Below are 23,861 nucleotides of genomic sequence, written 5' to 3' on the forward strand. Positions count from 1 at the left end.
TGCACCCCCTCGCCGGTTCCACGAGCCCCCCCGGGCGCCGCCGCGGGGCGTTCCCGCCCCCCGGGCCGGGGGGACCGGGGGGGGGGGCCCCCCGCGACCGTGCGGGTCGCTCAGAACGCGTGGTACGCGATGAGCGGTTCGTACTCGTAGCGCAGGTTCTCGAAGCGGACCCGGAAGTTGACGCCGTCCCGGACGTCGGTCGCCACCGTGATCCAGCCCGAGTTGGCCGGCAGGTAGGTCCAGTAGTTGCAGGCGCTCGTCTTGTCGACGAAGATCACGCACGCGTCGGTGCCGTACACGCTCGCGTTGCGCACGTTGATGTCGCGGCAGCGCGTCGTGGTGCGGTACTGGCCGGCTGAGCCGCCGTAGCGGCCGGTCTCGAAGTACGACCGGACCGCCCCGCCGTAACAGGTGGCGAGCGGGGCGAACACGTTCGGCCCGGAGCTGACCGGCGCGGTCGGGGTGGTCGGCTCCGCCTGGGCGGGCGTGCCGACGGCGAGCAGTGCGATGGCCGTGGCGACGGCGAGCAGACGAGCGGTCGGGGATGGCATCCGTTCGTTCCTCCAAACAGTTGGTCAACGGTCCGTGTCGGACTGATCATCTGGCCGTGACGATGATACGTATCGATCGATAGCCGCGCGGCCCCGGTGATGTCCGGCCCGTGTGGTAGCTCTGTAGGCATGTCCGAGGCCATGCTCAGCAAGGTGCGCAAGCTGTTGGCCCAGGCCGAGGACCCGGCCTGCACGCCGGCCGAGTCCGCCGCGTTCACCGCCAAGGCGACCGAGCTGATCGCCCGCTACGGCGTCGACCGGGCGCTGCTCGCCGCCCGGGACCCGACCACCGACCCGGTCGGCGATCGGGTGCTCGACGTCGTCGCCCCGTACGCCCGCGACAAGGTCGGCCTGCTTGCCGCGGTGGCCGAGCCGCTGCGCTGCCGCTGCGTACGCCGCCGGCAGGGCAACGGCTTCGCCCTGCACCTCTTCGGCTTCGCCAGTGACCTGGAACGGGTCGACCTGCTCTTCACCTCACTGCTCGTGCAGGCGGCGCACGGCCTGGCCGCCACCGAGGTGCCCGCCGACGACCACCCCGCCGCCTTCCGCCGCTCCTGGCTGGCCGGCTTCGCGGAGGTGGTCGGAGGGCGACTCTGGGCGGCGGAGTCGGCGGCGGCCAGCGAGTCGGGGACCCCGTCGGTGGCGCTGGTGCTGGCCGACCGGTCCGACCGGGTGCAGCGCCGGCTCACCGAGGAGTACCCACGGCTGCGTACGGCAGCGCCACGTCGGTTGGGCGGCACCGGCTTCGGTTCGGGGGCGGAGGCCGGGGAACGCGCGAACCTCGGTGGTCGGGACCTCGGCGGTGCCGCTGCTGGTCGGCGGCTCGGCCGGTGACCCGGTAGGCCGTCAGGCCGCCGTGCTGGGGCGATGGCGCGACACCGTGGCGACGTAGCGGGTGAGCAGCTCGTGCCAGCCGGCCGTGAGCGCCTTGCGGTAACCCTCGGCAGCCTCGCCGTGCCGGTCGAAGTGCCGGTGCTCCAGTTCGAGCCGGGTCTGTTCCGGCCCCTCGGCATGGAACAGCACCTCGACCTCGCTCGCGCGGGCCGGGTCCGGCACCGGTGCCCGGTCGGGGCCGATCTGCCACACGAAGACCAGTCGGCGAGGCGGATCCCAGGTGAGCACCCGGCCCCAGTCGGCCCGGAAACCGTACGGGCCGATCTCGTAGAGCATGCCGCCGGCCCGAGGCTCCATGCCCAGCTCGGCCAGTGCGTCCGGGCCGGACCAGGTGTATTCGGTGACCCACCAGTCGGTCAGCTCGTCGCTGAAGACCGCGAATGCGTGCTCGGCGGCACCCGGGACGAGAACGCTGCACCGGAGAGAGAACTGGCCGACGTCCTGCCGGATGTCGGCCGGATCAGTCAATTCCTGTCCCATAGGCCCGGACCATACCGGCTGATGCCTCGGTGTGCAGCTTCGCGCGGTGCCCGGTTCCAGACAGAGGGTCGTCGAGTCGTCACGGACGGGATGCCCGGCCGGAAAGCGGGTAACCGCGCGGACGACCGGGACTTTCGGGCGGGCGGGCGGGAGATCATGAGCGAGAACGCGCAGCAACGAGGGCCGGACCGGACCGTCGACGACGCCGCAGACCCGGACGTCCTGCTCGACATTCCGAAGGTCACCGTCGACTCCATCCGACTGGCGGTCGACGGTCTGGAGGCCGACCTGTCGCTGCGGGCCCGGGTGGCCAACCTGCTCCAGGTCGACGCCGGCGTACGGGTGCACCTCAACGGCGGTGAGTTGAACATCGACGGGGTGAACGCCGAGGCGCAGCTGCGGGTGCGGTTGGAGCAGTTGACCAGGATCCTGGGCCGCGCGCTCGACACGCTCGACCACAACCCACACATCATCGAGACGCTCGCGCGCACGGCCGGCACCGCCGTCGACGACATGAACCGCGGTGCCCAGCAGCTGGCCGCAGGCTCAGCGGAGATCAAGGCATCGGGTCGACGCTCGGACGACGTCCGCGACGAGCCGAGCCGGCAGGTCGGCGCGGCCAGCCCAGTGGCCGACCGCGACCGGCTGGGCTCCGACCGGACTGGTCCAGGTTGGCCATCGGGCTCTGGTCAGACGGGTCCCGATCGCCGTGGTCCCGATCGCCGTGGTCTCGATCACCGTGGTCTCGATCACCCGGAGCTGGATCAGCCGGGCTCTGGGCGACCGGGTCCTGACCGGCCGAATGCGGATCGGCCGGATGCGGGTCGGGCGGATGCGGGTCGGTCCGGGGCTGGCCCGGTCGGCTCAGGACCGGGTGCCGGCGGTCCTGGACCGCGAGCCGGTGGCCCAGGACCGGCCGACCAGGCGCAGCCGCAGGGCCAGCGCCCGGAGGGTCAGCGTCCGGAGGGTCAGCGTCCGGAGGGCCAGCGTGCGGAGGGCCAGCGTCCGCAGGGTCAGCGTCCGGAGGGCCAGCGTGCGGAGGGCCAGCGACCGGAGGGCCAGCGTCCGGAGGGCCAGCGTCCGGAGGGCCGTGAGTCGGAGACCGGCCCGCCGGCTGCTGATGGCTCGGAAGGTCAGCGGCACGAGGGTCCGCGTCGCACCGAAGAGGCCCGCAAGCAGTCGGATGGGTCGGGTCCGAGCCCGTCCGGTGGCGGCGACGGTGGTCTGCCGGGCGCGGCGCAGGCTGCGGCGCAGAGCGCAGCCCAGTTCGCCGAGCAGGCGGGGGAGACGCTGCGAGAGGCCGGACGCAGCGTGTGGGAGGCGATCCAGGGCAGCGTGGCCCAGCATCGCCCGCAGGGTCGCCGCGACCACTGACGCCGTGCGGCCGTGCGGCATGTCCGCCGTCGCTGCCCTGATGCGGAGGTGACCGCAGGCATGATCGACTCGGTTTCCTGGAATACGCGGTGTCGCGCCAGCCGGGACCCCGCGACTTCCAGAAAGTCGTGTTGATCACGCCCGCCAAAGCAAGATCCCCACCTGCGTATTCGCTGGTGGGGATCTCTGTAGCCCGGCGAAAGGCTATGTGGCCAGGGGCGGGGTCGAACCGCCGACCTTCCGATTTTCAGTCGGACGCTCGTACCAACTGAGCTACCTGGCCGTGTCGCTCGGCTCATGTTACCCGGCAACCGGACGAACCGGCGGCAAGGCGACCTGCTCCGATACGCAGAACGCCGCGCGGGGCGCGGCGTCAGCGCTGCGGTCCTGACGGGACTTGAACCCGCGACCTCCGCCTTGACAGGGCGGCGAGCACTCCAACTGCTCCACAGGACCTAGCTTGTGTTGCTCCGGCTTGCGCCGGCCTTGCCCCGGCTTTCGCCGGTCGTGCCCCCAACGGGATTCGAACCCGTGCTACCGCCTTGAAAGGGCGGCGTCCTGGGCCGCTAGACGATGAGGGCGGCCCCGCCATCATTGCACACTCGCAACTTCAAGCGGACTTGCTCCCATCCGGCCCCGCCGGAGGCTTCGAAAGCATACGTGATGCTCCGTCGGTCGACAAAATCGGTGTCGGCAAGGGCTTGGGACGGGCAATAACAGCAGGTCAGAGCGGTTCTAGTGGAGTCGGGTGATGCCGAAGCGCTGCTTCAGATCGGCGATCATCTTTGGGCATGCGGCGAGTGTCGCGGCCCGATCACCGCCTCCGTCATGCAGAAGAACGATCGCTCCGGGCCGGGTGGCGGCGTGGACACGCTTGCCGATCGTGGCTGCGGTCGGCTTGTCCCAGTCCTGCGGGTCGACCGACCAGTGCAGTGGACGCATGCCGAGGTCCTTGGCCACCCTGACCACCTCCGACGTCCACCGGCCGCCGGGCTGCCGGTAGAACGACACCTTCGCGCCGGGAACGGCCTTCTGGATGGCCTTGTTGGTGCGGTCCAGGTCGGCCCGGATCTCGCCGACGGGTCGACGGGCGAGCTCGAGGTCGTGTCGCCAGCTGTGGTTGCAGAGCTGGTGTCCCTCCCGGACGATCCGCCGGACCAACTCCGGGTGACGCTGTGCCTCGCGACCGACGACGCAGAAGGTCGCTGTCACCTTGGCGGCCTTCAGCTGGTCGAGCACCTTGGGTGTCCAGGCCGGGCTGGGCCCGTCGTCGAACGTCAGGGCCACCGGGCGTACGCCGGTGTTGCGCCCCAGGCCGGAGGGGAGCTTGGCCGGCAGCGGCCGCAGTGGCGGCTTGGCCGGCTTGGTGACGCTGGGGTGCGGTTTCGGGGTGGGTGGCGGTGTCGATGCCACCGGCTTCGGAGCGGCGGCGGGTGTGATGGTGCGGGTTGGCTGGGCGCAGCCGGACAGGAGCAGCGCCACGGCGAGGACGGACGCCAGGATGGCGCGGGCTTGCATGTGCTCGCTCCCGGAGGGTCGGGGTAGGCGGACCCGCCCGACGGTAGTTCACGCCGCGATCCGGCGACAGTGCGATCAGTCACGCCTCGACTGGTCCAGGGAGTCGCGGACGGCGGCGGAGAGCGAGACCGCCTCGGCCAGGTCGACCGGCCGCACCACCCCGGCGGGCAGTGTGTCGGCTCGCCAGCCGGGGCCGGCGGCGAGCACCAGCAACGGGCGCCGGGGGGCAGCGAGCAGTGCGCTGAGTTGGGTCGGGTCGGCGGTGGCCCGGGTGTGCGACCAGAGCACCACGGCGGCGGGTCCGGTCCGGTTGACCGCCTCGACGAGAGCGGCCACCGGCACCCGGGCACCGAGCATCCGGTAGCTGACACCGGCTTCCGCGAGAGCTGCCGCCAACGCTTCCAGTGGCAGCGTGTGCTGTTCCTCGTCGGCGCAGGAGAGCAGGATCCGGGCCGGCCCGGTGGGGACCTTGGCCCGACTGGCCGCCGCGAGCGCTTCCGAGACGCAGCGGGACATCAGGTGTTCCACCTCGATCAGGCCGGCGGTGGCGGCGTGCCGTTCGCCGATGCCGGCGAGCACCGGGCGCAGCAGGCCCTCCCAGGTGGCCACGACCCCGTTGGTGGCCAGGGCGTGCGCGATCGTCTCGCTGATCGCCGCCGTGTCCAGTCGCATGGCGGCCCGGGCCAGGCCGCGCGCCGCCGGACCGGCGCGGCCGACCGGGATGGAGCCGCCGCCGTCCCGGCCGGTCGGGTGGATCCGGGCGGGGGCGACGGTGCCGTTGGGCATCGGGTCCGGTGCCTGGCGGGCCCAGCGGGCCGCCTCGGCGGGGCTCACTCCCTCGGCGGTGAGCCGTCGCATGATTTCGAGACGGGCCAGATCGGTGGGTGTGTACCGGCGGTGGTGACCGGGGATGTGTTCGCTGGGCCCGAGCCCGTAGCGCTGGTGCCAGGTGCGGAGGGTCGTCACCGCGACCCCCAACCGACGTGCGACGGCGCCCGCGCTCAGCGCCTCATCGACCACCCGACCGCTCCGCCGTGTCATCCGCCGACGATCCGGGCAGCGTCATGGCCGGGCCGGTTGCGCCCGACCGGGACTCCGCGGGGCGGAGCAGCCGGTGCACCACCCCGCCCAGCCAGGGCGCGTACGACCGGGGGTCGAGCTTCAACTCGGCCTCCAACGCGGCGGGGTCGGCCCACCGCAGCTCGGCCACCTCGTCCGGGTCGGGCAGCAGCGGAGCGCCGGGCAGGAACTCGCCGCGCAGCACGTGGTCGTACTCGAACTCGACCCGACCGGTCGCCGGGTCCTCGGCGTAGTAGACGTAGATTCCGACCTCGGTCAGCTCGACCGGGCCCGCGCCCAACTCCTCGCGCAGCCGTCGGTTGGCCGCCTCGGCGAGCGACTCGCCAGGCTGCGGGTGGCCGCAGCAGGAGTTGGCCCAGCGCAGCGGGAACCGGGTCTTGACGGCGGCTCGGCGCTGGAGCAGCACCTGGCCGTCCGGGTCCACCAGCAACACCGAGAAGGCCCGGTGCAACTGCCCCGGTGGTTGGTGCGCGGCCGCGACGGTCGTCTCGCCGTGGGCCGTGCCGGTCTCGTCGACCAGCTCGACAAGGTGCTTCTCGCGGCTGCTCATCGGCCTTCCCCGGTGATCCGGCCGGCGGCGAGCTTGCCGGAGATGAGCACCATCGGTACGCCGACGCCGGGTTGGGTCCCGGAGCCGACGAAGACCACGTTCGACAGGTCGCGGTGCAGGTTGGACGGGCGGAACGGGCCGGTCTGAAAGAGGGTGTGCGCGGCGGCGAACGGGGTGCCGGCGGCCATCCCCTGCTCCTCCCACTCGGCGGGGGTGATCGCCCGGAGCACCTCGACCCCGGCGCCGAAGCCGACGTAGCCGCGCTCCTCCAGGGTGCCGATGAGCTGGTCGGTGTAGCGCTGGGTCAGGTCGCCGCGCCACTCGAACGGCGCCCGGTGCAGGTTGGGCACCGGGGCGAGCACGTAGTAGGTGTGTCGGTCCGGCGGGGCCACCGCGGGGTCGGTCCGGCTGGGGTTGGTCACCAGCAGCGACGGATCGGTCATCAGCTCACCCCGTCGGATGACCTCATCGAAGGTGCCCTTCCACGCGCGCCCGAAGTGGATGTTGTGATGGGCGATCTTCGCATAGGCCTGTCGGGAGCCGACGTGCAGAACGACGCAGGACGGCGAGTAGGTGAGCCGGCGCTGCGGCGCGGCGGGGAGCAGGTCCCGGTAGGCGACCGGCAGGTCGGGGTTGAGCACCACCACGTCCGCCGGCACCAGGTCGCCGTCGGCGGTGAGCACGCCGGTGGCACGGCCGTTGACGGTCTCCACCCGGGTCACTGTGGTGTCGTACCGGATCTGCACGCCGTGCTTCTCGGCCGCGCCGGCCATCGCCCTGGAGACCGCGTGGATGCCGCCGCGTGGGAAGTAGACCCCGGCCACCGAGTCGAGGTACGCGATCACCGCGTAGATGGCCAGCGCGTCGTGTGGCGCGAGGCCGGCGTACATCGCCTGGAAGGAGAAGATCCGCTGGGTACGCGGGTCCCGGAAGAACTGGTTGATCTTCGTCTGGAGGCGTCGGAAAGCCCCGCCGCTGAGCAACTTGAGCAGGTTGCCGGTGATCAGGTCGGTCGGCGCGTCCAGGTTGCGCTCGATGAAGTCGGTGCGCTCCAGCCGCCACAGCTCTCGCGCGTACTCGACGAACCGCAGGTAGCCGTCGGCTTCCCGAGGCCCGCACACCCGGGAGATCTCGGCCGCCATCCGGGTGGTGTCGGTGAGCACGTCGAGGGTCGAGCCATCCGGGTAGTACGCCCGGTAGGCGGGGTCGAGCGGGGTCAGGTCCAGCCAGTCGTGCAGCTCCTCGCCGACCGCGCCGAGCGCCTCGGCGATCAGGTCGGGCATGGTGAGCACGGTCGGGCCCGTGTCGAACTCGTAGCCGTCCACGCCGAGGCGTCCGGCCCGCCCGCCGGGCACCGGCTCGCGTTCCAGCACCGTCACCTGTCGACCGCTGCCGGCCAGGTGCAGCGCGCAGGCGAGCCCGCCCAGCCCGGCCCCGACGACCACCACCCGGTCCGTCCGTCCTGTCACCGTCCGCACGTGACCACCTCCTTGCTCAAGTCGCTCATCAGGCCCGCCGGTTGGCAGCGGCGGTGGCCAGCCCGGTCAATGCGGTCCGCGCCGTCTGGTCCACGGGTGCGGTGTCGAGCGCGGCCAGCGCGTCGCTGACCCGCTCGGCGATCATCTGCTCCACCCGGGTCACCGCGCCGGTCTCGGCGACCAGCTCGGCGAATGTGTCGACCGATCCGTCGGCGGCCCGCTCCAACGCCGCGAGCTGGGCCGGGGTGGCCAGTTCACGGGCCAGCGTGAGCAGCGTGGTCGGCTTGCCGGTGCGCAGGTCGTCCCCGGCCGGTTTGCCGGTGGCCGCCGGGTCGCCGTAGACGCCCAGCAGGTCGTCGCGGAGCTGGAACGCTTCGCCGACAGCCAGGCCGTAGCGGGAGTACGCGGAGACCAGCGGGTCGTCGGCGGGCACCCCGGCCAGGCAGGCGCCGAAGAGCAGTGGTCGCTGGACTGTGTAGCTGGCGGTCTTGTAGCGGGCCACCCGTAGTGCCCGGTCGACCGACCAGCTGGCCGGGTCGTTCTCACCGAGCACGTCGAGATACTGCCCGGCGACCGTCTCGACCCGCATCTGGTCGTAGCAGCGGCGCACCTCGAAGAGCCGGCTCGACGGCACCGAGGCGTGGGCCAGCAACTGGTCGGCCCAGACCATGCAGAGGTCGCCGATGAGCACGGCGACGGCCTCACCGAACCGGCCGGGATCTCCCCGGTGGCCGGCGGCGACGTGCTGTTCGGCGAGCGCGACGTGGGCGGTGGGCCGGCCACGGCGGGTGGTGGACGCGTCCATGACGTCGTCGTGCACCAGCGCGAAGGTGTGCAGCAGCTCGAGCGCGGCCAGCGCGGGCAGCACCGGTGGCAGCGCCGCGGTGCCGCCGACGGCCCCACGCCAGCCCCAGTAGGCGAACGTGGACCGGATCCGCTTGCCGCCGGTCAGGACGGCTTCTCGCGCGGTGGCGGCGAAGCTGCCCATCGACGCGTCGATCTCGTTGAGGGCGTCGACCTCGGCGGTGAGGAAAGTGTCAAGGGTTTCATCGACCGCCGTCACCAGATCGTGGGTGTAAGCAGCCAGAACGGCGCGGACCGGATCGTCTCCGTCGGCCGGCCCTGCCGGCGCCACGCGGGTCACGTTGCCCGCTACTGCGTCGTTGGCCATGCGGCTAAGCGTACCCTAGGCTACGAGTTGCGTCGATTGGTGCGTCGATAATGGAGGAGGGCCCGGTGGAAACTGATCTCACCGCTGCCTATGACCGGTGCCGTGAGCTGCACAAACGCCACGGCCGCACCTACTATCTCGCCACCCGCCTGCTTCCCGCGTGGAAACGACGACATGTGCACGCCCTCTACGGGTTCACGCGCTACGCGGACGAGATCGTCGACAGCACCGAGGCCCTGCCGCCGGCCGAGCGGGCCGCTCTGCTGGACCGCTGGGCCAGCCAGTTCGTGGCCGGTCTGCACGGTGCGCCGGTCGACGACCCACTGTTGCCGGCGGTGCTGCACACGATCGCCGTCTTCGATCTCGACCGGGACGACTTTGCGTCGTTTCTGAAGAGCATGGCGATGGACCTGACCGTCACCGCGTACCCGACCTACGACCACCTGCTCGACTACATGGAGGGCTCGGCGGCGGTCATCGGCACCATGATGCTGCCGATCCTGGGCAGCTCCGACCCGGTGGCAGCCCGGGAGCCGGCCCGGCAACTCGGCTTCGCCTTCCAGCTCACCAACTTCATCCGGGACGTCGCCGAGGACCTCGACCGGGGCCGCACCTACCTGCCGGACGAGGACATGGCGAAGTTCGGGGTCACCCGCGAGGAGTTGGCCGAGGCCCGCGCCCGGGGCCGCGTCACCCCCCGGATCCGCGAGCTGATCGAGTACGAGGTGACCCGCGCCCAGGCGCACTACGCCGCCGCCGCGCCGGGCATCACCATGCTGGCGCCCGCCTCGCAGGCCTGCATGCGCACCGCGTACGCCCTCTATGGCGGCATCCTCGACGAGGTGGCCGCGCAGGACTATGACGTCTTCGTCCAGCGGGCCCTGGTGCCGCAGCGGCGACGGATGGCGGTGGCCGCGCGGGCCCTGCTCACCTCGACGGGTACGCCGGTCGTCATCCCCGGGCCGACGATCGAGCCGGAGAGCCGGTGACCGCGAGTACGGCGATCGTGCTCTTCACCCGCGACCTGCGGGTGAACGACCACCCGGCGCTGGCCACCACCTGTGCGGCGTTCGACCAGGTGGTTCCGCTGTACGTGCTCGACCCGGCGCTGGCCGACCTCTCCGCCAACCGCACCCGCTTCCTGCACCAGGCCCTCGCCGACCTGCGCGACCAACTCCGTGAGCGTGGCGGCGACCTTGTGGTCCGGCACGGCGACCCGGTGGCCGAGACGATCCGGCTGGCCGACGAGGTCGGGGCCACCGCCGTCGCGCTCTCGGCCGACGTCAGCCACTACGCCGGCCGCCGGGAGCGGCGACTACGCGCCGAGTGTGAGCGGCATGGGCTGCACCTGCGCCTGTTTCCCGGGTTGACGGTTGTCGAGCCGGGCGCGTTGCGCCCCGGTGGCGGCGGCGACCACTACCGGGTGTTCAGCCCGTACCACCGAGCCTGGGCGGCCAACCGGTGGCGCGAGGAGCTGGCCGCGCCTCGGCGGATCGCGCTGCCCGACCGGGTACGCGTGGGTCGGTTGCCGGCGCTGCCGAGCGGCGACTCGCCCGACGCGGCCATCGGAGGCGAGCGGGTCGCCCGCCAGCGGCTCACCGACTGGCTGCCCGACCTGAACCGGTACGGCGATCAGCACGACGACATGGCCGGCGACGACACCTCCCGGCTCAGCCCGTACCTGCGCTTCGGCTGCGTGTCGCCGCTGGCGGTGGCCAACCGCGCCGGCGACCGGTCCGGCCCGTTCGTCCGGCAGCTCTGCTGGCGGGACTTCTACTACCAGGTCACCGCCGCCTTCCCGGAGATCTCGACCGCGGCGTACCGGCGGGGTGCCACCGAGCAGTGGCGCTACGACGACGACGCGTTGGCGGCCTGGACCGAGGGACGCACCGGGATGCCGATCGTCGACGCCGGGATGCGGCAGATGCTGGCCCAGGGCTGGATGCACAACCGGGCCCGCCTGATCACCGCCGGCTACCTGACCAAGCACCTCGGGCAGGACTGGCGGTCCGGGGTGGCGGTCTTCTTCCGCTGGCTGCTCGACGGGGACGTGGCGAACAACTCCGGCAACTGGCAGTGGGTCGCCGGCACCGGCAACGACACGAAGCCCTACCGGGGGTTCAACCCGGTCCGGCAGGCCGAACGGTACGACCCGGACGGCGACTACGTGCGCCGGTGGGTGCCGGAGCTGGCCGCGGTGCAGGGCAAGGCCGTCCACCAACCGTGGCGACTGCCCGAGGCCCTGCGCCAGACGCTCGACTACCCGCCGCCCCTCTCGGTGCCCGGCACCGACCCCGTCTGGCTGCGCTGATCAGAGCACCGAGTGCAACACCTCGACCAGTTCGTCGACCCGGTCGTGCTCGGCGAGGTGCGCCGTGGCGTACGCGAAGGTGTAGCCCCGATCGGGGTCGGCCCACGCGCTGCTGCCGCCGATGCCGCCCATGCCCCAGCTGCCGTCCGGCTCCCGTTGCATACCCAACGTCCAGCGGGCGTCGCGGTCCAACACCAGGTCCGGTCCGTCGTACTGGACCCGGGTCGCCTCCGCGATCAGACCCGGGCTGAACAGCCGAACCCCGTCCAGGACACCACCGGCCAGCAGGCCGGCGTAGAGCCGGGCCAGGCTGGGAGCGGTGGCGTGCAGGTTGACGGCCGGCATCTCGGCACCGCGCCACAGTGGGCGGTTCAGGACGGCCAGGTCCAGCCCGCCGGCCGGGTTGCCCAGCGCCCGCGCCCGCAGCGAGCCCGGCTCACCGAGCGCCCGGGTCGGCCACTCCGGGTCGCCGTACCGCAGGTCCGCGCAGCGCGACTGGTCCGCCTCGGTCAGCCCGAAGCCGAGGTCGAGCTGCCACCGGTCGGCGATCTCCTCGGCCAGGAAACGGCCCACCGACCGCCCGTCGACGCGGCGGACCACCTCGCCCACCAGGTGCCCGTACGTCCAGGCGTGTTCCCCGGCGACAGTGCCCGGCGACCACTCCGGGTCGGCGGCGGCCAGGTCGCCGGTGAGCAGCGCCCAGTCGGCGATCGCGGTGGTCGGTCGGGGCACCGGGAAGGCCGGCAGCCCGGCGGTGTGCGACAACACCTGACGCACTGTGGCGGGAGTGTGAAACTCCGACCAGTACCGGTCCACTGGCGCGTCGAGGTCGACGGCTCCCCGGTCGACGAGCAGCAACAGGCAGAGCGCGGCCACCGGCTTGCCCACCGAGTAGACGTTCACCAGCGAGTCCGGCAGCCACGGCTCGCCGCCCGGCCCGTGGCCGCTGCGGGAGCCGCCGGTCAGGTCCACGACCGGTTGCCCGTCGTACCAGATGCTCAGGGCGGCACCGGTTTCCCGGCCGGAGGCGAGCAGGTCGTGGAAGCAGTCCCGGACCGGAGCGAAGCGTGCGTGCATCCGGCCACGGTAGGCGTCCGGGCCCGGTGCGCGTGCCGACTTTTCCGGCGACCCCGGTGGTTGGGGTGGTGTCGCTGGGGGATGCTGTTCGGTGTGGCGGAACCGGAGCTGGTGGATGTGGTCGTGGTCGGGCTCGGGGTCGGCGGCGAGGAGGTGGCCGAGCGACTTGCCGAGGCCGGCCTGAGCGTGATCGGCGTCGAGCGGGATCTCGTCGGCGGGGAATGCCCGTACTGGGGCTGCATCCCGAGCAAGATGATGATCAGAGCCGCAAACGCGCTCGCCGAGGCTCGCCGGGTCGACGGGCTCGCCGGGACGGCCCAGGTCCAGCCGGACTGGGCACCGGTGGCGAAGCGGATCCGCGAGGAAGCCACCGACACATGGGACGACACTGTCGCGGCGGAGCGGTTCATCGGCAAGGGTGGCCGACTCGTGCGGGGCAGCGGTCGGCTCGACGGTCCACGCCGGGTCCGCGTCGGTGACCAGGTGTTCGAGGCCCGACACGGGGTGGTGCTGGGCACCGGCACCCGCCCGTCGGTGCCGCCGATCGACGGCCTGGCCGACACGCCGTACTGGACCAACCACCAGGCGATCGAGGTCGAGGAGCTGCCAAAGACGCTGCTCGTGCTGGGCGGCGGCGCGATCGGCCTGGAGTTGGCGCAGGTCTTCGCCCGCTTCGGGGTCCGGGTCACAGTGGTCGAGGCGCTCGACCGTGTGCTGGCCATCGAGGAACCCGAGGCGTCCGAGGTCGCCGCCGCGGCGCTGCGCGGGGACGGCGTGGAGATCCACACCGGGGTACGCGCCGAACGGGTCGAGCACGACGGGACCAGATTCACCCTGCATGGTGGCGGCGGCGCGGAGTTCACCGCCGACCGGCTGCTGGTGGTGACCGGCCGCAAGGCCCACCTCGCCGAGCTGGGCCTGGACACGATCGGCCTGGACGCCAGCCAGCGTTACCTCCCGGTGGACGACCGTCTGCACGTCACCGACCACGTCTGGGCGGTCGGCGACATCACCGGCGAGGGTGCCTTCACGCACATCGCCATGTACCAGGCGGGGATTGTGATCGCCGACATCCTGGCCCGCGCTCGGCAGGCGAAGGCGGGCGCGGACGCCAGCGGCACCTCCAGCGTGGTCGGCGGAGCGATGGGCGCGTCCAGTTCGCTGGCCGCCAGCGGATCGAGCGGGTCAGCAGGCACCATCCCGCGAGCCGACTACCGCGCGCTGCCCCGGGTGACCTTCACCGATCCCGAGATCGGCGCGGTCGGGCTCACCGAGCAGCAGGCCCGTGACCGCGGCATCAACGTGCAGGTCGGTTTCACCAAACTGAGCAGTTCGACGCGGGGCTGGATCCACCGGGTCGGCGACGACGGTTTCATCAAGGTCGTGGCGGACGCCGACCAGGGCGTGCTGATCGGCGCGACCTCGGCCGGCCCGGCCGGCGGCGAGGTGCTGTCCGCGCTGGTGGTGGCGGTGCACGCGGCGGTGCCGCTGAGTCAGCTCCGGCACATGATCTACGCGTACCCGACCTTCCACAGGGCCATCGAAACCGCTCTACAGGACCTGTCCTGACCTCAGATCCGCCGGTGGGCAGCAAGCGCAGCGCATTTTGCTGTTCATTTCTTTCATGAAGGTGACGTACCATTGCGGCCGTGACCAAGCGGTTGACTGAAGTTGCCAAGAAGGCGGGCGTCAGCGAGGCCACCGTCAGCCGGGTGCTCAACGGCCGTGACGGGGTCTCCGAGGCGACCCGCACCGCAGTGCTCACGGCGCTGGACGTGCTCGGTTACGAGCGGCCGACCAAGCTGCGCGGCGAGCGCGCCCGGCTGGTCGGGCTGGTGCTGCCCGAGTTGCAGAACCCGATCTTCCCGGCGCTGGCCGAGGTGGTCACCGGCACTCTCGCCCAGCGCGGCTACACCCCGGCGCTCTGTGCCCGCACCATCGGCGGCGTCTCCGAGATGGACTATGTGGAGATGCTCCTCGACCACCAGGTCTCCGGGGTGATCTTCGCTGGCGGTTCGTACGCGCTCACCGACGCCCGACACGACCACTACCGTCGGCTCACCGACCGGGGCCTTCCGGTGGTGCTGGTCAACGCCGGCGTTGACGAGTTGGGGTTCCCTCGGGTCTCCACCGACGACGCGGTGGCGGTGGAGCAGGCGTACGGTCACCTGCGCTCGCTCGGGCACGAACGCATCGGCATGGTGCTGGGCCCGGAGGGGCATGTGCCGTCCCGGCGCAAGCTCGACGCGATGACCCAGGCTGCCGGCTGGGGCGAGGGCGACGCCGAGTGCGTCGAGCGCTCCAGCTTCTCGTTGGAGGGAGCGCGGGTCGCCGCGACGAAGTTGGTCGAGCGGGGCGTGACCGGCATCATCTGCGCCAGTGACGTGCTCGCGCTGGGCACGATCCGGGCGGCCCGCCGGCTGGGACGTTCGGTTCCGGCTGACGTGTCGGTGGTGGGTTTCGACGACTCCGCCTTCATGACGTGCACCGATCCGCCGTTGACCACTGTGCGGCAGCCGATCGAGACGATGGGGCAGGCCGCCGTGGATCTGCTGGTCACCCAGATCGAGGGTGCCGGCGTCCTCCAGGACGAGCTGCTGTTCGAGCCGGAGTTGGTGGTGCGGGGTTCCACAGCGCCCGCCCCCGGCCGCTAGGCACCACACCGAACGACGCTTCGGCCGTCGACCGCCTCTCGCGGTCGGCGGCCGTTTTCGTCGTTGCTCGCCGCCGTCGGCATCGACCGGTCCGAATGACCGGTCATAGGCCATCAATAGGCAACAAGTCGGGCGTCTTTCAGCGTCTTGCCAACATCTGTCGTAACCACGTCGTGTCCTTTCGGAACAGCGTCGATACCTTGCCGAAATGAGTCGGCCTCGTTACAGTGACTCCACTCACACCTGGCTCCGACGCAGCTACTGGGCGTCAGGTCGTATCACTGCAGATCAGCGAAGGTCATTGGAGTCACCCGTTCCCGAAGGGATGGACAGATGTCCGTACCGCACTACCGAAAGGCTGCGGCGGTTGCGCTCGTGGCCGGCCTGGGGCTCAGCCTCACGGCATGCTCCACGAAGAGCGACGACAAGGGCTCGAACGCCAGCGGCAAGGTCACCATCACTGTCGACTGTCAGCCGGTCGGCGCTCAGAAGGAGCTGCTGAAGAACTGGAACGACGACGTCGTCGAGTTCCAGAAGCAGAACCCGGACATCACCATCAAGAGCGTCAGCGTCGGCGAGCAGTGCAACAACCCGCCGGACTTCACCGCCCGCCTGGCCGGCGGCACCGTGACCGACGTGTTCTACGGGTACATGACCGATCTCCAGCAGGTGCTCGACTCCGGTCAGGCGATGGACATCAGCCAGTACGCCAACAAGGACACCGTCCCGACCTGGGACAGCGTCGACCCCGCGCTCAAGGAGGTCTTCACCGACGGCGGCAAGCTCTACGCCGTTCCGGTGAAGAACTACTCGATGGGTCTGGTCTACAACAAGGCCCTGTTCCAGCAGGCCGGGCTGGACGTGAACAGCCCGCCGAAGACCTGGGCCGAGGTCCGTGCCGCCGCCAAGAAGATCTCCGCGCTCGGCAACGGCATCGCCGGTTACTCCGAGTACAGCGCCGGCAACACCGGCGGCTGGCACTTCACCTCCCTGCTCTACTCGCAGGGCGGCAAGGTGCTGAGCGAGGACGGCAAGAAGGCCGACTTCAACAACCCCATGGGCAAGCAGGTCCTGCAGAACCTCAAGGACATGCGGTACGGCGACAACAGCATGGGCGCCCGTCAGCTGCTTCAGTGGGGTGACCTGCTGACGAACGCCGGCGCGGGCAAGGTCGGCATGTTCATCGGCGCGCCGGACGCCACCCAGGCGATCGTCAGCCAGTTCCAGGGCAAGTTCCAGGACTGGGCGATGGCTCCGCTGCCCGGCCAGGACGGCGCGGCGAAGGGGACGCTCGGTGGTGGCGAGGGCTACTTCTTCAAGAAGGACCTCTCTCCCGAGCAGGTCAAGGCCGGTCTGAAGTGGGTCGCGTACCAGAAGCTCACCCCGGGCAAGGGCCAGTTCGACTACGTCCGGGCCAAGCCGCAGAACTACCCGGTGGGTCTGCCCCAGCCGCTGCTCTTCGCCAACGGCAGTGACGCGCAGAAGCAGGAGTTGGAGCTGCGTAAGGCGAACGCGAACGTCGACACGACGAACTTCGCGCTCTTCGAGGCGACCCCGGTTCCGATCAAGGGTGAGCCGCGCAACGCGCAGGCCGTCTACGCGGTGCTCGATGCCGCGATGTCGGGTGTGCTGACCAACCCGAACTCGAACATCGACGCACTGCTCAAGACCGCCGAGGAGAAGGTCAACCAGCTCCTCGCCGCCGAGAGCTGACCGATCGTGTGGGGGCCGGTACGCCGACCCGGCCCCCACACTCCCCACCCCGCGCCGTCGACGTCACCGACTCACCCAGGAGTTGCCTTGGCGATCACCACCGTCCCGGAGACCCGCAGGAAACCGGGCCGCCCGCCGTCGCCGTACTCGGCGAGGCCGCAGCGCACCAGCCTCGGCCGCAAGGTACGGGACAACCTGACCGGTCACGCGTTCCTGATCGGGGCGGTGCTCTGCTTCGTCGTCTTCTCCTGGTACCCGATGATCCGTGGCATCGTCATGAGCTTCCAGCGGACCCGGCGCGGCGAGACCACCTGGGTGGGCTGGGACAACTACTCCCGCATCATCGCCGACCCGAGCTTCTGGACGGCCTGGCAGAACACCTTCTACTTCACTGTGCTCGCGCTCGCCCTCGGCTACGTGGTGCCGTTCTTCGTGGCGATCCTGCTCAACGAGTTCCGCCACGCCAAGGGGTACCTGCGGATCCTGGTCTACCTGCCGGTGATGCTGCCGCCGGCCTCGGCGCTGTTCCTCTTCAAGTTCTACGCGTACGACCCCAGCGAGGCCGGGCTCTTCAACGCGATCCTCAAGGCGCTGCACCTGCCCACCTCGCAGTGGATGCAGTCGCCCGAGATGACGATGCCGGCCATGGTGGTCGCGTCGACCTGGATGAACATGGGCGGCGCGGTGCTCATCTACCTGGCGTCGTTGCAGAACATCCCCGGCGAGCTCTACGAGGCCGCCGAGCTGGACGGCGCCGGGATCTGGCGGCGGATCGTGCACGTCACGATCCCGCAGACCCGGCTCATCCTCGCGCTCCTGGCGATGCTCCAGATCGTCGCCACCATGCAGCTCTTCATCGAGCCCCTGATCCTCGCCAACGGTGCGGGCGCGGAGGACTCCGCGACCTCGGTGGCGTACCTCATCTACCAGCACGGGTTCTTCCAGAACGACCTCAACGGCGCCGCCGCGCTGGGCGTGATCATGCTCGTGGTGCTGGCCGGCTTCTCCGCCGTGTACGTGCGGCTGACTGCGAAACAGGACTAGGACGGCGAGGAATGGCACAGGATTCCGGAACCCGGACCCTCATCTCCCACTCCCAGCTGAGCCGGGGGCGCGGCAAGGTCATCTACTGGACGCTGCTGGTCATCGTCGTGGCGGGGTTCACCCTCGTGTTCCTCGGCCCGCTCTACTGGATGGTCACCGGCGCGCTCAAGTCCGGCCAGGAGATCGCGCAGACCCCACCCTCGCTGTTCCCGAAGGACCCGCAGCCGCAGAACTACATCGACGCCTGGAACAACCTGGCCCTCGCCAAGCTGCTGTTCAACACCTTCTACTACGCGATCGGCGCGGTGCTGTTCCAACTGGTCTTCGACAGCGCGGCGGCGTACTCGTTGTCCAAGCTCCGGCCGATCTTCGGCAACGCGATCCTCGGCCTGATGCTGGCGACGCTGATGATCCCGGCGATGGTCCTCATCGTGCCGCAGTACGTGACGGTGCTCGACCTGCCGATCCTGCACATCAACCTGCTGGACTCGCCGTTCGCCATCTGGCTGCCGATGGTCGCCAACGCGTTCAACATCTTCCTGCTGAAGCGGTTCTTCGACTCGATCCCCGAGGAGCTGATGGCCGCCGCCCTCATGGACGGGGCGTCGTCGCTGCGTACGCTCTGGTCGATCATCCTGCCGCTGTCGCGTCCCATCCTCGGCGTCGTCTCGATCTTCGCCGTGACGGCGGTGTGGAAGGACTTCCTCTGGCCGAAGCTGGTCATGCCCTCGCCCGAGACCCGGACGGTGAGCGTCGGCATCTACACCTTCGCCGGCGGCACACCGATGAACGTGGTGATCGCCGCGTCGGTCATCGCCGCGATCCCGACGGTCATCATCTTCCTGATCTTCCAACGGAACATCATGTCCGGTCTGACCACGGGCAGCATCAAGGGATAACCACCACCGCATCCTTCCGCGGCGAACAACGACCGTTCGCCCGACACATGACCAGGTCCGGCGAACCCGCCGACGTACTGACGCAGAAAGCAGGTGCTCGTGTCCACAGCTGACAGAAGTCCGTGGTGGCGTGGAGCCGTGATCTACCAGGTGTATCCCCGGAGCTTCGCCGACGGTAACGGCGACGGCATCGGAGACATCGCCGGCATCCGGTCCCGGCTGAACCACCTGTCCGCGCTCGGCGTCGACGCGATCTGGTTCAGCCCCTGGTACCCGTCGCCGATGGCGGACGCCGGCTACGACGTCTCCGACTACCGCGACATCGACCCGGTCTTCGGCACCCTGGCCGAGGTGGAGGCGCTGATCGCGGAGGCGCACGCGCTGGGCATCCGGACCATCGTCGACGTGGTGCCCAACCACTGCTCCGACGCGCACCCCTGGTTCCAGGCCGCGCTCGCCGGCGGACCCGGCGCGCCCGAACGGGACCTGTTCTGGTTCCGGCCCGGCCGGGGTCCCAACGGCGACGAGCGACCCACCGACTGGATCGGCGAGTTCGGCGGCGAGACCTGGACCCGCACCACCAACCCGGACGGCACCCCCGGCGACTGGTACCTGCACCTGTTCGCCCCCCAGCAGCCGGACTTCAACTGGGACCACCCCCGGGTGCGGGAGGAGTTCGAGGACATCCTGCGGTTCTGGTTCGACCGGGGCGTGGACGGCATCCGGATCGACTCGGCCGGGCTCCTGGTCAAGGACGGGACGCTGCCCGAGGTCCGCGAGGACGAGCCGCACCCGTTCCACGACCTCGACGGCGTGCACGACATCTACCGGGGCTGGCGTCGGGTCGCCGACGAGTACGCCGACCGGGCGCTGATCGGTGAGGTGTGGCTGCCGGACCGGCAGCGGTTCGCCAACTACCTGCGCCCGGACGAGCTGCACGCCGCGTTCAACTTCGACTTTCTCGGCTGCGCCTGGGATGCGGCAGCGCTGCGGGAGAGCATCGACGGGACGTTGAGCGCGCACGCGCCCGTCAACGCGCCGGCCACCTGGGTGCTCTCGAACCACGACGTCACCCGGCACGTCACCCGCTACGGTCGCGCGGACACGCGGTTCAGCTTCGCCGCCAAGCGCGAGGGCACCCCCACCGACCTGGAGCTGGGCACCCGCCGGGCCCGCGCCGCCGCGCTGCTCTCGCTGTCGCTGCCCGGCGCCGCCTACGTCTACCAGGGCGAGGAACTGGGCCTCTACGAGGTCGAGGACATCCCGTACGCGATGCGGCAGGACCCCATGTGGGAGCGGTCCGGCCGGATCGACCCCGGTCGGGACGGCTGCCGCGTACCGCTGCCGTGGGCCGGGGACGAGCCGCCGTTCGAGTTCAGCCCCGAGGGTGCCGCGGCGCCCTGGCTGCCGCAGCCGGCCGACTGGAAGGAGCGGACGGCCAGCGCGCAGACCGGCGACTCGGCCTCGATGCTGGAGCTGTACCGGGCGGCGATCCAGGCCCGCAAGGCCGACCCGGCACTCGGTGACGGCGAGCTGACCTGGCTGCCCGCCCCGGACGGGATGTTGGCGTTCAGCCGTGGCGGGGGCTTCACCTGCCTGGTCAACCTGTCCGCCGCGCCGGTGCCGATGCCAGCTCAGGGGGAGTTGCTGCTGGCCAGCGGGCCGCTCGACGACGGGTTGCTGCCGTCCGACACAGCGGTCTGGCTGCGTACCGCCGAATCCACCGACGGGCCGCGCGGGGCGGACGGCCCGGCCTGACCTGACTCTGCTCGCCGTGGGGGGGGGGGGCCCCCCCCCCCCCCCCCCCCCCCCCCCCCCCCCGGGGCGAGACGCCGGGGGGGGGGCGCCCCCCCGCCCCCACCTCCCCGCGCCGGCGGGGGCGGGCGCGCCCCCCCCCCCCCCCCCCCCCCACGCCACCCAGGAAGGGAGAACCGAGGGGGGACGCGCGACACCGCACCGACACGGGGGGATCTGGCCTGCCTGACGAAAGGGAGAGCGCAGCTCATGGCCAACCACACCACCGGCACCCCGCACCACCTTCGACACCCGACCAGGGCACTGTTGGCCGCCATCTCCGCCACAGTGCTCGCCGCCACCTCGGTGACCATCCTCGCGGTCACCGGCACCGCGACCCCGGCCTCGGCGGCGGGGTTGTCCCCCTTCGACATCCCCAACCGGGGCGCCACTGTGCCGTTCATCGAGCACGAGGCGGAGAAGGTCGCCCACAACGGCACGAAGATCGGCCCGGACCGGCGCTACGGCACGCTGCCGTCCGAGGCGTCCGGCCGGGAGGCGGTCACCCTGGACGCCGTCGGTGAGTACGTCGAGTTCACCCTCACCGCCCCGGCCAACGCTGTCACCTTCCGCTACAGCCTGCCGGACAACTCGGCCGGCACCGGCCGGGATGCCGCCATCGACCTGCGGGCCAACGGCAACCTGCTGAAGTCGGTCCCGGTGACGTCGAAGTACGGCTGGTACTACGGCGGATACCCGTTCAACAACAACCCGGGTGACACCAACCCGCACCACTTCTACGACGAGACCCGGGCGCTGTTCGGCAGCACCCAGCCGGCCGGCACGAAGATCCGGCTCCAGGTCTCCTCGACGGCGCAGTCGCCCACGTTCACCATCGACCTGGCCGACTTCGAGCTTGTCGCGCCGATCGCCAAGCCCTCCGGTGTCATCGACGTGGTCACCGACTTCGGGGCCGATCCGAGCGGCGCGACCGACTCGACGGCGAAGTTCCAGGCGGCTGTCGACGCCGGCAAGGCGCAGGGCCGGGCGGTCTGGATCCCGACCGGCACCTTCACCCTCTGGGATCACGTGGTGGTCGACGGGGTGACTCTGCGCGGCGCGGGCCCCTGGTATTCGGTGCTCGGCGGCCGGCACCCCACCGAGCGGAACAGGTCCGTCGGCATCTACGGCAAGTACGTTCCCGGTGGCGGCTACACCGGCCCGGTCCGCTCGCACGAGGCGAACGGGCCCAGCCGCAACGTCACGCTGCGGGACTTCGCCATCATCGGCGACATCCGGGAACGGGTCGACGACGACCAGGTCAACGCCCTGGGCGGGGCGATGACCAACTCGGTGGTGGACAACCTCTGGCTGGAGAACACGAAGGTCGGGGCGTGGATGGACGGCCCGATGGACAACTTCACCATCCGCAACAGCCGGATCCTGGACCAGACCGCGGACGGGGTGAACTTCCACACCGGGGTGACGAACTCGACGGTGACGAACACGTTCGTCCGCAACACCGGCGACGACGCGTTGGCGATGTGGGCGCAGAGCGTCCCGAACGTCAACAACTCGTTCACCCACAACACCATCGGTGTGACCCTGCTGGCGAACCACCTGGTCAGCTACGGCGGTCGCGACATCAAGATCACCGACAACGTGACCGCCGACTCGCTGACCAACGGCGGTGGCATCCACGTCGCGAACCGCTATCCGGGTGTGCAGGGCGACACAGCGGTCCGAGGCACCTGGACGATCGCCCGGAACACGTTGATCCGCAACGGCAACTCGGACTACAACTGGAACTTCGGCGTCGGGGCGATCTGGTTCTCCGCCCTCAACGAGTCGTTCCAGCAGGCCACCATCAACATCACCGACACCGACATCCTGGACAGCTCGTACGCGGCGCTGCACTGGATCGAGGGTCAGACCAGCGGCATCAACCTCTCCAACGTACGGATCGACGGCGCCGGCACGTACGCGCTCCAGGTGCAGGCACCCAGCCAGGTGTCCTTCACCAACGTGCGGGCCACCAACATCGCGCAGAGCAACCCGATGCACAACTGCGTGGGCGGTGGCTTCCAGATCACCCAGGGCTCCGGCAACTCCGGCTGGTACACCCCGACCCCGTACTGCGGCCCGTGGCCGGACCCCCAGTGGGGTGGCGGACCCACCTCGCCGCCGCCCACCACGACCCCGCCCCCGACCACGACGCCGCCGACCACCCCACCGCCCACCACGCCGCCCCCGACCAGCGGGAACCTGGCGCTGGGCCGGTCGACGACAGCCACCAGCACCAACCAGAGCTACACGGCCGCCAACGTGGTGGACGGCAACGCGTCGACGTACTGGGAGAGCGCCAACAACGCCTTCCCCCAGTCGGTGACCATCGACCTGGGTGCGTCCCGGTCGGTCGACCGGGTGGCTCTCAAGCTGCCTAGCGGTTGGGAGCAACGCACCCAGACCCTGTCGGTGCTCGGCTCCACCGACGGTTCGTCCTACAGCACCCTGGCGTCGTCCGCCGGTCGGGTCTTCGCCCCCGGCTCGGGCAACACAGTGTCGATCGGGCTGCCCTCCGGTGACCGCCGCTACATCCGGGTCACCGTCACCGGCAACAGCGGCTGGCCGGCCGCGCAACTTTCCGAGGTCGAGGTGTACGGCGGCACCCAGACCACCCCGCCGCCGACCACCCCGCCGCCGACGACACCGCCCCCGACCACGCCGCCGCCGACCACGCCGCCGCCCAGCGGCAACCTCGCGGCCGGACGGTCGATCACCGAGACCAGCCACTCCGACGTGTACGCCGCACCCAACGCGGTGGACGGCAACGCGAACACCTACTGGGAGAGCGCCAACAACGCGTTCCCGCAGTCGCTGACGGTGGACCTGGGCGCCGACCGGTCGGTGTCCCGGGTCGTGCTCAAGCTCCCACCCTCATCGGCCTGGCAGACGCGTACGCAGACGCTGGCGGTGCTCGGCTCCACGAACGGGTCGACGTTCAGCACGCTGAAGGCGTCCGCCGGCTACAGCTTCAACCCGGCCAGCGGCAACACGGTCACCGTGACCTTCACGGCGACCACCCAGCGGTACCTGCGGCTGACCGTCACCGGCAACAGCGGCTGGCCAGCCGGCCAGCTCAGCGAGTTCGAGATCTACTCCAGCTAGGTCCGGTGCCCCCGCCCGGACCGGGCGGGGGCACACCGGGCGTCCCGGCGCAACGCCGCGCCGGCCGTCCAACCCGTCCCACCCAGCACCGTCCCCCACCTGTCGCCGAACGACGGGCGTACCCCTGCACCCGTCGCCGGGCAACGCACCCACACCCACCCCCGA

The 23,861-nt window shown here is 70.8% G+C and carries 19 protein-coding genes and 3 tRNA genes; 11 read left to right on the forward strand and 11 right to left on the reverse strand.

The features are described 5' to 3' along the window. Positions 1–110 precede the first annotated feature (110 nt). Complete coding sequence (locus ACLQ3F_RS19075; RefSeq protein WP_425850487.1) at positions 111–551, reverse strand: hypothetical protein; 441 nt, start codon at positions 549–551, stop codon at positions 111–113. A gap of 129 nt (positions 552–680) precedes the next feature. Here ACLQ3F_RS19075 and ACLQ3F_RS19080 point away from each other — a divergent pair, with 129 nt between their 5' ends. Continuing rightward, entirely contained in the window at positions 681–1,385 is a 705-nt protein-coding gene (locus ACLQ3F_RS19080; RefSeq protein ID WP_425850489.1) for a DUF2786 domain-containing protein, read from the forward strand. Between the two features lie 12 nt (positions 1,386–1,397). Here ACLQ3F_RS19080 and ACLQ3F_RS19085 read toward each other — a convergent pair whose 3' ends face one another. Beyond that, positions 1,398–1,925, reverse strand: a complete 528-nt coding sequence (locus ACLQ3F_RS19085) for an SRPBCC family protein (protein ID WP_355004723.1) — start codon at positions 1,923–1,925, stop codon at positions 1,398–1,400. Positions 1,926–2,081: 156 nt separating this feature from the next. Between ACLQ3F_RS19085 and ACLQ3F_RS19090 the strand changes: the two genes are divergently transcribed. After that, entirely contained in the window at positions 2,082–3,299 is a 1,218-nt protein-coding gene (locus ACLQ3F_RS19090; RefSeq protein ID WP_425850492.1) for a hypothetical protein, read from the forward strand. 209 nt (positions 3,300–3,508) lie between these two features. Here ACLQ3F_RS19090 and ACLQ3F_RS19095 read toward each other — a convergent pair. The 8 genes from ACLQ3F_RS19095 to ACLQ3F_RS19130 form a co-directional block, all read right to left on the reverse strand. Continuing rightward, a tRNA-Phe gene (locus tag ACLQ3F_RS19095) sits at positions 3,509–3,582 on the reverse strand. 99 nt (positions 3,583–3,681) lie between these two features. Next, positions 3,682–3,755: transfer RNA gene (locus tag ACLQ3F_RS19100), tRNA-Asp, on the reverse strand. Between the two features lie 52 nt (positions 3,756–3,807). Further along, positions 3,808–3,880 (reverse strand) — tRNA-Glu (locus ACLQ3F_RS19105). 154 nt (positions 3,881–4,034) lie between these two features. Next, complete coding sequence (locus tag ACLQ3F_RS19110; RefSeq protein ID WP_357203068.1) at positions 4,035–4,817, reverse strand: polysaccharide deacetylase family protein; 783 nt, start codon at positions 4,815–4,817, stop codon at positions 4,035–4,037. Between the two features lie 75 nt (positions 4,818–4,892). After that, a complete protein-coding gene (locus tag ACLQ3F_RS19115) occupies positions 4,893–5,837 on the reverse strand; it encodes a MerR family transcriptional regulator (protein ID WP_357203107.1) in 945 nt (314 codons plus the stop codon). Next, entirely contained in the window at positions 5,827–6,447 is a 621-nt protein-coding gene (gene idi / locus ACLQ3F_RS19120) for an isopentenyl-diphosphate Delta-isomerase (protein WP_355004726.1), read from the reverse strand. The genes ACLQ3F_RS19115 and idi overlap by 11 nt, the downstream gene beginning before the upstream one ends. Beyond that, positions 6,444–7,925, reverse strand: a complete 1,482-nt coding sequence (crtI, locus tag ACLQ3F_RS19125) for a phytoene desaturase family protein (protein WP_357203073.1) — start codon at positions 7,923–7,925, stop codon at positions 6,444–6,446. Before crtI ends, idi begins: the two co-directional genes overlap by 4 nt. Before the next feature lie 28 nt (positions 7,926–7,953). After that, positions 7,954–9,096, reverse strand: coding sequence for a polyprenyl synthetase family protein (locus ACLQ3F_RS19130; protein WP_357257562.1), 1,143 nt, complete (start codon positions 9,094–9,096; stop codon positions 7,954–7,956). A 65-nt stretch (positions 9,097–9,161) separates the two neighbouring features. Here ACLQ3F_RS19130 and ACLQ3F_RS19135 point away from each other — a divergent pair, with 65 nt between their 5' ends. Continuing rightward, positions 9,162–10,085, forward strand: coding sequence for a phytoene/squalene synthase family protein (locus ACLQ3F_RS19135; protein WP_357257564.1), 924 nt, complete (start codon positions 9,162–9,164; stop codon positions 10,083–10,085). Continuing rightward, entirely contained in the window at positions 10,082–11,407 is a 1,326-nt protein-coding gene (locus ACLQ3F_RS19140; RefSeq protein WP_425850497.1) for a cryptochrome/photolyase family protein, read from the forward strand. The genes ACLQ3F_RS19135 and ACLQ3F_RS19140 overlap by 4 nt, the downstream gene beginning before the upstream one ends. Here the strand turns inward: ACLQ3F_RS19140 and ACLQ3F_RS19145 are convergent, their stop codons facing one another. Beyond that, the gene (locus tag ACLQ3F_RS19145) at positions 11,408–12,484 is read right to left on the reverse strand and encodes a serine hydrolase domain-containing protein (protein WP_425850500.1); all 1,077 of its coding nucleotides are present in this window, start codon (positions 12,482–12,484) and stop codon (positions 11,408–11,410) included. Positions 12,485–12,565: 81 nt separating this feature from the next. Here ACLQ3F_RS19145 and ACLQ3F_RS19150 point away from each other — a divergent pair, with 81 nt between their 5' ends. The 7 genes from ACLQ3F_RS19150 to ACLQ3F_RS19180 all read left to right on the forward strand — a co-directional run bounded on the left by ACLQ3F_RS19150 (position 12,566) and on the right by ACLQ3F_RS19180 (position 23,696). Then, positions 12,566–14,053, forward strand: a complete 1,488-nt coding sequence (locus tag ACLQ3F_RS19150) for a dihydrolipoyl dehydrogenase family protein (RefSeq protein WP_425850502.1) — start codon at positions 12,566–12,568, stop codon at positions 14,051–14,053. An 80-nt stretch (positions 14,054–14,133) separates the two neighbouring features. Continuing rightward, entirely contained in the window at positions 14,134–15,138 is a 1,005-nt protein-coding gene (locus ACLQ3F_RS19155) for a LacI family DNA-binding transcriptional regulator (RefSeq protein WP_357203091.1), read from the forward strand. Positions 15,139–15,471: 333 nt separating this feature from the next. After that, positions 15,472–16,851: an ABC transporter substrate-binding protein gene (locus ACLQ3F_RS19160; protein ID WP_425850504.1), complete on the forward strand. Its 1,380-nt coding sequence runs from the start codon at positions 15,472–15,474 to the stop codon at positions 16,849–16,851. An 87-nt stretch (positions 16,852–16,938) separates the two neighbouring features. Continuing rightward, the gene (locus ACLQ3F_RS19165) at positions 16,939–17,895 is read left to right on the forward strand and encodes a carbohydrate ABC transporter permease (RefSeq protein WP_355004734.1); all 957 of its coding nucleotides are present in this window, start codon (positions 16,939–16,941) and stop codon (positions 17,893–17,895) included. A gap of 11 nt (positions 17,896–17,906) precedes the next feature. After that, positions 17,907–18,794 carry a carbohydrate ABC transporter permease gene (locus tag ACLQ3F_RS19170; RefSeq protein WP_355004735.1) on the forward strand — a complete coding sequence of 296 codons (888 nt, stop codon included), beginning with the start codon at positions 17,907–17,909 and terminating at the stop codon, positions 18,792–18,794. A 138-nt stretch (positions 18,795–18,932) separates the two neighbouring features. Beyond that, positions 18,933–20,552, forward strand: coding sequence for a glycoside hydrolase family 13 protein (locus ACLQ3F_RS19175; RefSeq protein WP_425850507.1), 1,620 nt, complete (start codon positions 18,933–18,935; stop codon positions 20,550–20,552). Positions 20,553–20,798: 246 nt separating this feature from the next. Then, positions 20,799–23,696, forward strand: coding sequence for a discoidin domain-containing protein (locus ACLQ3F_RS19180; RefSeq protein ID WP_425850508.1), 2,898 nt, complete (start codon positions 20,799–20,801; stop codon positions 23,694–23,696). The last annotated feature ends 165 nt before the right edge of the window (positions 23,697–23,861 follow it).

Source organism: Micromonospora sp. DT15, from assembly GCF_049841475.1.
Classification (GTDB): domain Bacteria; phylum Actinomycetota; class Actinomycetes; order Mycobacteriales; family Micromonosporaceae; genus Micromonospora.

What these genes read in the sequence shown, in the direction of transcription:
- ACLQ3F_RS19075 (WP_425850487.1), bottom strand. Translation starts at nt 551, where the DNA reads ATGCCATCCCCGACCGCTCGTCTGCTCGCCGTCGCCACGGCCATCGCA.
- ACLQ3F_RS19080 (WP_425850489.1), top strand. Translation starts at nt 681, where the DNA reads ATGTCCGAGGCCATGCTCAGCAAGGTGCGCAAGCTGTTGGCCCAGGCC.
- ACLQ3F_RS19085 (WP_355004723.1), bottom strand. Translation starts at nt 1,925, where the DNA reads ATGGGACAGGAATTGACTGATCCGGCCGACATCCGGCAGGACGTCGGC.
- ACLQ3F_RS19090 (WP_425850492.1), top strand. Translation starts at nt 2,082, where the DNA reads ATGAGCGAGAACGCGCAGCAACGAGGGCCGGACCGGACCGTCGACGAC.
- ACLQ3F_RS19110 (WP_357203068.1), bottom strand. Translation starts at nt 4,817, where the DNA reads ATGCAAGCCCGCGCCATCCTGGCGTCCGTCCTCGCCGTGGCGCTGCTC.
- idi (WP_355004726.1), bottom strand. Translation starts at nt 6,447, where the DNA reads ATGAGCAGCCGCGAGAAGCACCTTGTCGAGCTGGTCGACGAGACCGGC.
- ACLQ3F_RS19130 (WP_357257562.1), bottom strand. Translation starts at nt 9,096, where the DNA reads ATGGCCAACGACGCAGTAGCGGGCAACGTGACCCGCGTGGCGCCGGCA.
- ACLQ3F_RS19145 (WP_425850500.1), bottom strand. Translation starts at nt 12,484, where the DNA reads ATGCACGCACGCTTCGCTCCGGTCCGGGACTGCTTCCACGACCTGCTC.
- ACLQ3F_RS19150 (WP_425850502.1), top strand. Translation starts at nt 12,566, where the DNA reads ATGCTGTTCGGTGTGGCGGAACCGGAGCTGGTGGATGTGGTCGTGGTC.
- ACLQ3F_RS19160 (WP_425850504.1), top strand. Translation starts at nt 15,472, where the DNA reads ATGTCCGTACCGCACTACCGAAAGGCTGCGGCGGTTGCGCTCGTGGCC.
- ACLQ3F_RS19170 (WP_355004735.1), top strand. Translation starts at nt 17,907, where the DNA reads ATGGCACAGGATTCCGGAACCCGGACCCTCATCTCCCACTCCCAGCTG.
- ACLQ3F_RS19180 (WP_425850508.1), top strand. Translation starts at nt 20,799, where the DNA reads ATGGCCAACCACACCACCGGCACCCCGCACCACCTTCGACACCCGACC.